Consider the following 9,179-nt stretch of genomic DNA (forward strand, 5'->3'; position numbering starts at 1 on the left):
GGCGGCGGAATGCCGCTGCCATACCCTGCATATTGCTGCATAATTCTACGCTGACAACATGGATAACGGGAATGACGATGGACATGATTTCGGTGCGGCAAGCGCCCGAGCTGGCGCCGCGCGCCATTGCGTATTTTCAGCGGCACTGGGCCACGGCAGAGACGCTGATGATGTATGAAGACGCCATCAACCGCAGCCTCGGCGCCGCCAACCCGCTGCCGCAGTGGTACCTGCTGATGGAAAATGACCAGATCCTCGGCTGTGCGGGGCTCATCACCAACGACTTTATCAGCCGTGGCGAGCTGTATCCCTGGCTGTGTGCGCTCTACGTAGAGGAAACGCAGCGCGGCCGGGGCTACGGCGCCAAACTGATTGAGCATGTGGCGGCGGAAACCCGCCGGTTGGGCTTCTCGCAGCTGCACCTGTGCACCGATCTGGAGGGGTACTACGAGCGTAATGGCTTCGTTTATAACGGGCTCGGCTATCACCCTTGGGGAGAAGCCTCGCGGGTCTATTCGCGGGCGCTGTAAACCGCTCGTTGTTTGCCAATTCGGTCCGATGGTTATCCTGATGGGATTGCGGTTGTGTTTCATCTGCCGTGCCGAATATTTTCAGCTCATTCCCGCAATGAGAAAACGGCGCAGAGAGAAACGAGAGCCTTTGTCGTTACATCTGAGGGGGGGGAGTGACGGCATATCATCATTCATTTTTTGTTGGTTCTATATTAATTATTTATGTGAGTTATCATTCGGGCTGTTTTTCGGTTTTAATGTGCTGTGTATATTTTTAATGTGTGGCTGTGGCGGTTAATTAAATGTAATTATCATGGGGCGTTTGTCTGTCTGTTGGTATGATTTTATTGTTTTTTAGTCGTCTTAGCCTATTTTTTTCTACTTATTCTGCTATATGCTCTGAATTTTCCTCCGTATTTAGCTTTATATTTCAATTGTTGTTCCGGGACGCTAAATTGGCATTTCCTGCATCGTCGCTGGCATTGATGCAGGCGAAGCCGTGCTGAGAAATAAAACTTGATGGTTATCTAATGAGAGAACGTTTATCGCTTCTGCGTCAGGGGAAGTGAGAACTATTTATCTCATCGATGGCTTGCATAATTGCAAGCGTGCGGATTAATGGGAATGGAAACCACGCTGGGATGAAAAAGAGACTGTTGCAAACAAGCCTGATCGCTTTATGGGTTCTTTTTTCCGGTCAACTTATCGCTGCGCCTTCGGCTGAGTTGAAAGTATCCGGGAAAATAAAACATTCAGGATGCACCGTTATCGCCGGTAATGACGGCGTTTATGATTATGGCGCCGTGCGGGGAGGCGCTAGGGGTGAGGCGCAGAGATTACCGACCTTGAAACAAACCTGGCAGGTACGCTGTGAAGGCGATACCTATCTGGCCATCATTCCGACGGATAACCGCGCGGCCAGCCGCAATGAGCCGGATCTGCGCCGTTTCGGGCTGGGCAATGCGCCGGATGGGCAACCCGTTGGCTATTTTCTGTTGGGGCTGTCTCACTCTGCCGTAAACGGCTTCCCGGCTACGTTGCGTTCACGCAATGCGTCAGTGCCGCCGAACACAGAAGCCGCGCTGATTTCCGGTGAGCGTACCGATTGGTTGCTGGCGGATGCGACGCGCGCCGCCGGCCAGACCTACACCATGGATATTTCAGTGACGCCGGTTCTGGACGCCAATATTCTCGCCGTCGATAAAGTGGGGCTGGACGGCTCTGTCACGTTGAATTTCGTTTTTGGGCTCTGAATAACAAGCAATAAGTGCGCAGCGTCAATTCATGCATTGTTTTTACGCCAGCAAGGGTAACGACAGTGAATTTGAGTGGCAAAACGGGGTTTATCTCCGCTTAACATCCTGTCATCTGTTTTGAACGGGATAATATTAACTATGAGTATGGATATTCATGATGAAAAAAACAGTAATCTCTGCAAGTATCGCCGCAATCCTGATGATGGCGAATCAGGTCTCTGCGGCCTCTATGTCGCCGGAATTGAAAGTGAAAGGGCAAATGGCGGTGCCATCCTGTGAGGTGTCCATCACCAATGACGGTGTTTTCGATTTGGGTAAATTGTCCAATGGGCTAATCAACTCAACGGCGGCCACGGCGTTAGCCAAGTCGCAAAAGCAACTGCTCGTTAACTGCGAAGCCGAAACCTTCCTGAACTTCACCGTGGTCGACAACCGTGAGGGGACCGCCAGTGCAACCGGCAGCGCTCACTTTGGCCTGGGGAACGTCAATAGTACCGGCAAGCTCGGTTATTATAAGATCAACATTCTTGGCGCTGGAGTTAATGCCATACCTTCGGCGCTGTTCAGCGTGAAGAAAGGCACCACGGCGTTCGCCACCGTCAGTTCCGCCTATATCGATAAAAACAACGTCACCGGCTGGGCAAAGTCGGGCAACGTACAAAGCAGCGGCAAGCTGTTTACCGCCACGCTGGAGGTTGAACCTTATTTGGCCTCGGCCAAAGACATGAACGGCCCAATTACCGACAACGTCAAACTGGATGGATCCTCCACCCTGAGTTTCGCGTACGGCATTTGAGTGCCCGAAAAAGTTCTTTGGATTGAAGCGATATAAGGATGTCGACTAAATGAATAAAATTGCATTGCGCGTGATGGTAGCGTCCACGCTGCTTGTCGCCGGGGGCAGTCTGGCCGCCGGCCCGAGCGCGGAAATCAAAGTGGTGGGTGAGCTGGTGGCGCCGACCTGTGAGGTGTCACTCCCTAACGACGGGGTGTTTGATTACGGCAGCATCAACCATACGAAAATCAGCAGGGACAAAGCGGTCAGCCTGGGGGTAAATGGTAACGGCACCATGAAGGTGAAATGCGATGCCGAAACGCCGATGACCTTCAACGTTATCGACAACCGTCTGGGCACCGCCAGCGAGGCGGGAAAAACCTTCGGTCTTGGTAACATCAATAATACCGGCAAGTTGGGGTTCTATGCGGTAACAGCCTATCACCCGCAGATTGATGGCAAACTCGGTCGACTGTTCGTGACTCAGGACAGCACGATCACCTCCCCAATGGGTAGCGTACAACTCGAACACGGCAAGCGCGTGGGCTGGGCCTCAAACGCCAATACGCTGGCCATCGGCAAGACCTTCACCGCAATACTGAGTGTGGAGGCCTTCCTGGCCAAAAGCGGCGATATGCACGGCGGTATCGGCGAAGGCACCAATCTGGACGGCTCCACCACGCTGGATTTCGCGTTCGGACTGTAATGTCTGATGGGTAACGCAAGGGGGAGGACTCTCCCCCTTTTTCTGAATCTGTCGCTCCCGGCATTAACCCAGAGAAGATGACGTGTCTATCAGGCAAAGGGCATCGGCATTGCTGTTTTTGTTGGTCTGGCCGATGACGAAAACCGCTGCCGCCGGATTTGATGTCAAAACCCTGGCGCAGCTGGGGTACAACGCGGATATCGCCGAATTTTTCAATACCGCCCGGTTTTTGCCGGGCGTGCACCGGGTGACGCTGGAGGTCAATGCGGCGCAGCGTTACCAGGAAGAGGTGCGTTTCGATTCGCAGGGGGCGCTGTGTCTGGATGAACGGCTGGCGCAGACGCTGCGTTTGCGGGTCACGCCGCCGCCGGGGGTCTGCGAACGTTTCGATTCGCACTGGCCGCAGGCGGTGGTGCAGGTGTTTCCCGGCGCCTTTCGGGTGGAAATCACCCTGCCGGAGGCGGCGTTCGATGCGGACAAACTGCGCAGCGAGCAGTCGGGCGGCCATGCGGTGCTGCTGAACTACGACCTGTACGCCAACCGGCGTCAGGGGCGCTACGGCAATCAGCAGACGCTGCAGGCGATGCTGGAGCCGGGCGTCAACCTGCGCAACTGGGTGCTGCGCAATCGCTCAAGCTACAGCAACGACGAGAGTGGCAGCCGGCTCGAGGTGTACGAGACCTCGGCGAGCAAAGACTTTCCCGCCTGGGGGGCGGTGGTTCAGCTCGGTGAGTTCAGCGCCGGCGGCGCGCTGAGCGGCAACGTGCCGCTCAGCGGCGGGCAGCTGCTTTCCCTGGCGGCCGGCGCGCCTGATGCGGCGCTGACGGTGCCGCTGCAGGGCAGCGTGGCGAGCCCGGCGACGCTGGAGGTCAAACAGCGCGGGCAGGTGATGTACCGCACCCTGCTGCCGGCCGGGCCGTTTTCGCTGAGCGAGCTGGGGCCGGTGATGGCCGGGGTGGAGGCCGAGGTCACGTTGACGGAAACCGACGGGCGGCGGCAACGCTTTACGGTCACCCCCGACGCCGGCGACCCGGCGGGCCGGGCGGGCGGCTATCGGCTGGCGGCGGGGCGCTACCGCCCGTACGGCGCCGGGCGAGAGGGCGCCTCGCCGCCGGCGCTGCTGCTGGGTGAGCAGGCATTTCGTCTCGGCCGGGGGCAGATAACGGCGGGCGGGCTGCTGGCGCGCACCTACCAGCGGCTGGGCTGGCAGGGCAGTGTGAGTGACGACGCCGGCAACTGGCTGTCGGGCGGCGCGACCTTCACCCGTGGCCGGCAGCCCGGCGTGCAGCTGGAGGCTCAGGGGCAGGTGGCGCTGGGGCCCCATCTGGCGCTGTCGCTGTCGTCGCAGTACCGCACCGAAGGCTTTCGGGACGCGGACGAAGGGCTGAACCCGCCCGCAGAGGCGGAAGGGGCGGCCCGGCAGCGCTACAACGGCGGCGCGGCGCTCTCCTGGCGCACCCTGAGCGCCGGGGCGCTGACCTACTCGCTGTCGCACGAACGCTATTACCGCGACAGCCGGCGCAGCTGGACCCATGCGCTGGCGTACGGCGTCAGCCTGGGAAGGGCGACGCTGAGCGTCAACCTGCAGTCTTCCGCTTACGACCGTGCGGCGGTCTACGCCGGGCTGAGCCTGCCCTGGGGGGCGGGCAGCGTCAGCAGCCGGCTGCAGTCGCGGCGCAACAATCAGCTGACGCTGGGCGGCAGCTGGCAGGGGCCGGTGAGCGAGCGGCTGAACGGCTATCTGGACGTGACGCGGGACGCGGACGGCGAGTACCAGGGCGCCGGCAACCTGAGCGGCGAGACGGCGTATACCCGGCTGTCGCTGGGGGTCTCGCACAGCGGGCAGGGCAGTTCCTCGCTGTCGCTTGCATCGTCTGGCGGGCTGGGGGTGGCCAACGGCACCTGGGTGACGTCACCGCAGCGCATTGGCGACACCTTCGCGGTGATGAGGGTGGCGGGACAGTCGGGGGTCAGGGTGTCGGGCGGCGGCAGCGGCATGACGGATTTTGCCGGCGACGCGCTGCTGCCGATGCTGATGCCTTATATGCCGTTGCGCGCGCAGGTCGATACGCTGTCGCTGCCGCTGAACCTGCGGCTGGACAGCACCGAAGCGGCGTTCGAGCTGGCGCGCGGCACGGTGGCGGAGCGGCGTTTTCGGGTGACCGAAGTGCGCCAGCTGCTGCTGACCCTGCGGGATGAGAGCGGCGCGCTGCTGCCGACTGGGGCGTCGGTGCACGACGAGCGGGGGCAGCTGCTGGGTACGCTGATAGGCGAGGGCAACCTGATGCTGGTGAATGACGATATCGGCAAGGCGCTGCGGGTGCGGCGTCTGAACATGAACGAATGCGTGGTGAGTTACGCGGTGCCGGCGGCGTTCGACCCGTCGGTGTTGTACGAAGAGGGCGATGGCGTCTGCCGTGCGGCGGGCGGCTCGTCCGATAATGGATGAGAAGAGAGGAGCAATCATGACGATAAAACGGAGACTGGCGCAGCTGCTGGGCGGGCTGTGGCTGACGCTGGGGCTGGCGCATTCCGCCGGGGCGTCGTTTCAGCTGGAGAGCATGGGTATCGTGCTGGAGGAGAACCCGGGGCGGGTGAGCTTCAGCATCAGGAACAGCTCGTCGGAGCCGATATTGCTGGCGACGAAGGTGGAGGATTTGGATGGCAAAGGGTTCAGCAAGGCGGTGCTGCTGTCGCCGCCGATAGCGCGCATCGAGGCGGGGCAGAGCCAGCAGGTGAACTTCGTGCTGAAGCCGGGTACGGCGCTGCCGCACGAGGTGATGCTGAAGGCGTCGTTCGAGGGGATAGGGCAGGCGGTGGACAACAGCGCGCGGATGCCGGTGCGTCAGAGCATCGGGCTGATATTGCAGCCGAAATCGGTGGCGGTGAGCAAGACGCCGTGGGACGACCTGCGGTTGAGCGCGGGGGCCGGTCGGCTGACGCTCACCAACGGCGGGTTGCACGTGGTGCGGCTGGCGCCGCAGCTGACGCTGCAGCCGTCGGGCAAGGTGGTGACGCTGGAGAACTACTACCTGATGGCGGGCGAGACGCAGACGCTGGCGGTGGAAGGGCGACCGACGTCGGTGATGATCACGCCGCTGAGCCGCTACGGCTTCAAGCAGGACGCGGTCACGCTGGCGGTGAAGTAGCGTGACGCAAGTTAAGGAGCCCGGTGACGTTTACCGGGCTTTTGGGCTTATTTTTTCGCACCGCAGCACTTCTTATGCTTTTTACCGCTGCCGCATGGGCAGGGAGCATTGGGTTTGGCGCTGCCGGCGCCGGCCCGCTGTTCCTGAGCCAACGCGTACATGATGGCCTGTTCCGGGTAGCCGTTGGCGAGCAAGTCCTTCATCACGTTCATTTCGCGAGAGATATGCCGGAAGAAATGCTTGTACCCCGGGCAGAGATAGTTATGCCCCGGATGGCCGGACGGCGACACGGCGAAGCGGTGTTTGGGGCATCCGCCGTGGCAGACGAACCTGAATTCGCATTGGCGGCAATCCGGCGTTAGCGACGTCTTTTTCGCGCGGCCGAACACATGCGCCTGCTCGCTGTTATTCAAGGTGCGGATATCTTGCTGATGAATATTCCCCAGCCGATGCTCCGGATAGACGAAGTGATCGCAGTTATACAGATCGCCGTTGGCTTCCAGAGCGAAGGCGTGCCCACAGGTTTCGGCGAATACGCACAGCACCGGCGGCTGTTCGCACCAGGCGGATAGCGCCACGTCAAACATCTGTACAGAGACGCGCCCGACATCCCGCCGCACCCAGATATCGAAAATCTGATTGAGAAACTCGCCGTATTGCCAGGCTGGCACAGTCCAGGGCGCCAGCGTGGCGGCGCTTTCGCCCGGCATGACCAGCTTCAGCGCGGCGCTCTCCGCCGTACTCAGGCGTTCAACCAATGGAATGAATTGAATATGGCGAGAGCCTGCGGCCAAAAGAAATTCGTAAACCTCGCGCGCCTGGCCGACGTTATGCTTACCGACGACGGTAAGCGTGTTGAATTCGACGCCGTGTTCTTGCAGCAGAGTGAGGGCGGCCAGTACCTGGGCGTGGGTGCCTTTGCCCGAGCGCGAGGTACGGTAACGATCGTGCAGCGCTTGCGGGCCGTCGATCGAAATGCCAATCAGGAAGCGGTGTTCGGCGAAAAAGCGCGCCCACTCATCGTTCAGCAATAGCCCATTGGTTTGCAGCGCGTGTTGAATGCGCTTGCCGCCGGCATATTTTTGGCACAGTTCGACGATGCGACGGAAAAAAGGCAGCCCCATCATGGTGGGCTCGCCGCCCTGCCAGGAGAACATCACCTGCTCGCCATCCTGAGCTTGGATATGCTGTTGAATATACAGCGCCAGCGTTTCATCTGACATGCGCCAGTTCTGCTGGCGTTCGGGATAAAGCGCCTCTTTTTCAAGATAAAAACAGTAGGTGCAGTCGATGTTGCAAACCGATCCGGTGGGCTTCGCCATCACAAGACAACCGTGGGTAGCCGTCATTGAATACTTCCTTCCGATAACAGCATGAGCGCACTGTGCAGCGCGAGACCCAGCGCATTGAACAAGAGGGCGAGGCTGAGCAATCTTTTAAACCACGCCGACCAGACAAGCGGGAGCGCCATCGCGCCCATCAGCGATTTTTGCCGAACAAAAGAGCCAAATACCAACAGCATCGCCACGAAAAAAGAAGTGCAGCCCAGTGCGGCGAGCACATACTCTTCGCGGTAAAGGCCGGTACGCGCGGTGATAAGCGCCAGCAGCAATAGAGAGAATGCGGTTCTCTGCCACGCCAGCGCCGTTCTTTCCGGCTGCAGGCCAGGATCGCGCTGCGGACAAGCGGCGTTCATGGCCGAACCAATGTGGCCAGCGTCAGCAATATCCCTGCCGCCAGACCCGTGCTGAGCCAAATCAGCAGGCGTGGATAGCCTAAGGCTTGTTCATGCCGCATCGCTTTCTCGTTGCCCGCCCAGCGATGGTAGGCGTAGCAGGCCAGCGCCGCCGCCGTAAGCGCCAGCACGATGATCAACACCTTCAGCGATGTTGAGTCCGTCAACTGATCCAGGCCGACAGCGGCGGCCATAAAGGTCAACGCGGTGCGGATCCAGGCCAGAAAGGTGCGTTCATTGGCTAATGTAAACCGGTAATCCGGTGATTTTCCCTGCGTCCACCAGCTCATTTGCTGTTCTCGACGATGTATTGATAGTAACGCGCGATATGCTTGGCGATGGTGTATTCCACCAATTGACCTCGTTCGTTGTATCCCTTGCGGGTTTTGACCAGCAGCGGCACCGAGGGGGAAACGCCGAGGATTGCGCAGTCTTCCGGCGTCGGAAGTTCGGCCGTGATGATGTCCTCGAAGGCATCGATGTTTTCGTTGTGCTGTTCCAATGCGCAGTACAACCCTTTTTCCAGATCCGACAACGTCAGCGTGTTTAAACGCGGGGTCAGATAGATATAGTTGACCTGCGCCGGTTCCTCGTTTTGGCGGTAAATGGTGCGCGTCAGCAGTAGCGCGTTGTCGGCGTCGAACAACTGCGCGATAGGCTCCGGCGGTTGCACAGGGGCCAGGGACAGATTGTTGCGTGCTATCGCCTCCGTTTGCTGGCCGTCGATCAAGCTGATTCGGGTCTTGACGCTCTGCTTTTCCGACGTGCTGATGACCATGGTGCCGATGCCGGCCTGACGTTTGACCAACCCTTTGGCAACCAGTTCGGCCAGCGCCCGCCGCGCGGTGATGCGACTGACGCCGAACATTTCTTCAAACTCGGCTTCTGTCGGCAGTACGTCGTTCTTCCGATATTCGCCGTTTTTCAGCTTCTCCAGCAGGATGTCATACAGCTGGGCATACAGCGGCTTGGCGCCGCGAGAGTAGTCCAGTTCTTGTCCCATCGTTAATTTTCCTTCTGTTCTGCAGTCGCCCCGCCGAAAGGGC

General features: G+C 59.6%; 10 protein-coding genes. 6 read left to right on the forward strand and 4 right to left on the reverse strand.

Annotated elements, in window-relative coordinates; all coding sequences use genetic code 11:
* Positions 1-77: 77 nt before the first annotated feature.
* The 6 genes from ACOWVD_RS23745 to ACOWVD_RS23770 all read left to right on the forward strand — a co-directional run bounded on the left by ACOWVD_RS23745 (position 78) and on the right by ACOWVD_RS23770 (position 6,398).
* Complete coding sequence (locus ACOWVD_RS23745) at positions 78-530, forward strand: GNAT family N-acetyltransferase (protein WP_342135032.1); 453 nt, start codon at positions 78-80, stop codon at positions 528-530.
* 623 nt (positions 531-1,153) lie between these two features.
* Positions 1,154-1,765 (forward strand): DUF1120 domain-containing protein, encoded by a 612-nt coding sequence (locus ACOWVD_RS23750; protein WP_015378852.1) that lies wholly within the window; start codon positions 1,154-1,156, stop codon positions 1,763-1,765.
* A 157-nt stretch (positions 1,766-1,922) separates the two neighbouring features.
* Positions 1,923-2,564 carry a DUF1120 domain-containing protein gene (locus ACOWVD_RS23755; protein WP_049242284.1) on the forward strand — a complete coding sequence of 214 codons (642 nt, stop codon included), beginning with the start codon at positions 1,923-1,925 and terminating at the stop codon, positions 2,562-2,564.
* Positions 2,565-2,613: 49 nt separating this feature from the next.
* Positions 2,614-3,249, forward strand: a complete 636-nt coding sequence (locus tag ACOWVD_RS23760; protein WP_197799355.1) for a DUF1120 domain-containing protein — start codon at positions 2,614-2,616, stop codon at positions 3,247-3,249.
* Between the two features lie 133 nt (positions 3,250-3,382).
* Positions 3,383-5,698: a fimbria/pilus outer membrane usher protein gene (locus tag ACOWVD_RS23765; protein WP_421105798.1), complete on the forward strand. Its 2,316-nt coding sequence runs from the start codon at positions 3,383-3,385 to the stop codon at positions 5,696-5,698.
* A 16-nt stretch (positions 5,699-5,714) separates the two neighbouring features.
* Positions 5,715-6,398: a fimbria/pilus chaperone family protein gene (locus ACOWVD_RS23770; protein WP_197800438.1), complete on the forward strand. Its 684-nt coding sequence runs from the start codon at positions 5,715-5,717 to the stop codon at positions 6,396-6,398.
* A gap of 47 nt (positions 6,399-6,445) precedes the next feature.
* Here ACOWVD_RS23770 and ACOWVD_RS23775 read toward each other — a convergent pair whose 3' ends face one another.
* Genes ACOWVD_RS23775 through ACOWVD_RS23790 form a run of 4 tightly spaced genes read right to left on the reverse strand, consistent with a single transcriptional unit; the run spans position 6,446 to position 9,136 of the window.
* Positions 6,446-7,747, reverse strand: a complete 1,302-nt coding sequence (locus tag ACOWVD_RS23775; RefSeq protein WP_306377641.1) for an anaerobic sulfatase maturase — start codon at positions 7,745-7,747, stop codon at positions 6,446-6,448.
* The gene (locus ACOWVD_RS23780; protein ID WP_306377640.1) at positions 7,744-8,094 is read right to left on the reverse strand and encodes a DUF202 domain-containing protein; all 351 of its coding nucleotides are present in this window, start codon (positions 8,092-8,094) and stop codon (positions 7,744-7,746) included. Before ACOWVD_RS23780 ends, ACOWVD_RS23775 begins: the two co-directional genes overlap by 4 nt.
* Positions 8,091-8,423, reverse strand: coding sequence for a YidH family protein (locus tag ACOWVD_RS23785; RefSeq protein ID WP_015378845.1), 333 nt, complete (start codon positions 8,421-8,423; stop codon positions 8,091-8,093). Before ACOWVD_RS23785 ends, ACOWVD_RS23780 begins: the two co-directional genes overlap by 4 nt.
* Complete coding sequence (locus ACOWVD_RS23790; protein WP_342135019.1) at positions 8,420-9,136, reverse strand: GntR family transcriptional regulator; 717 nt, start codon at positions 9,134-9,136, stop codon at positions 8,420-8,422. The genes ACOWVD_RS23785 and ACOWVD_RS23790 overlap by 4 nt, the downstream gene beginning before the upstream one ends.
* Positions 9,137-9,179: the final 43 nt, after the last annotated feature.

The organism is Serratia sp. SA088 (assembly GCF_049065515.1).
Lineage (GTDB): Bacteria > Pseudomonadota > Gammaproteobacteria > Enterobacterales > Enterobacteriaceae > Serratia > Serratia nematodiphila.

What these genes read in the sequence shown, in the direction of transcription:
- ACOWVD_RS23745 (WP_342135032.1), top strand. Translation starts at nt 78, where the DNA reads ATGGACATGATTTCGGTGCGGCAAGCGCCCGAGCTGGCGCCGCGCGCC.
- ACOWVD_RS23750 (WP_015378852.1), top strand. Translation starts at nt 1,154, where the DNA reads ATGAAAAAGAGACTGTTGCAAACAAGCCTGATCGCTTTATGGGTTCTT.
- ACOWVD_RS23755 (WP_049242284.1), top strand. Translation starts at nt 1,923, where the DNA reads ATGATGAAAAAAACAGTAATCTCTGCAAGTATCGCCGCAATCCTGATG.
- ACOWVD_RS23760 (WP_197799355.1), top strand. Translation starts at nt 2,614, where the DNA reads ATGAATAAAATTGCATTGCGCGTGATGGTAGCGTCCACGCTGCTTGTC.
- ACOWVD_RS23765 (WP_421105798.1), top strand. Translation starts at nt 3,383, where the DNA reads ATGACGAAAACCGCTGCCGCCGGATTTGATGTCAAAACCCTGGCGCAG.
- ACOWVD_RS23770 (WP_197800438.1), top strand. Translation starts at nt 5,715, where the DNA reads ATGACGATAAAACGGAGACTGGCGCAGCTGCTGGGCGGGCTGTGGCTG.
- ACOWVD_RS23775 (WP_306377641.1), bottom strand. Translation starts at nt 7,747, where the DNA reads ATGACGGCTACCCACGGTTGTCTTGTGATGGCGAAGCCCACCGGATCG.
- ACOWVD_RS23780 (WP_306377640.1), bottom strand. Translation starts at nt 8,094, where the DNA reads ATGAACGCCGCTTGTCCGCAGCGCGATCCTGGCCTGCAGCCGGAAAGA.
- ACOWVD_RS23785 (WP_015378845.1), bottom strand. Translation starts at nt 8,423, where the DNA reads ATGAGCTGGTGGACGCAGGGAAAATCACCGGATTACCGGTTTACATTA.
- ACOWVD_RS23790 (WP_342135019.1), bottom strand. Translation starts at nt 9,136, where the DNA reads ATGGGACAAGAACTGGACTACTCTCGCGGCGCCAAGCCGCTGTATGCC.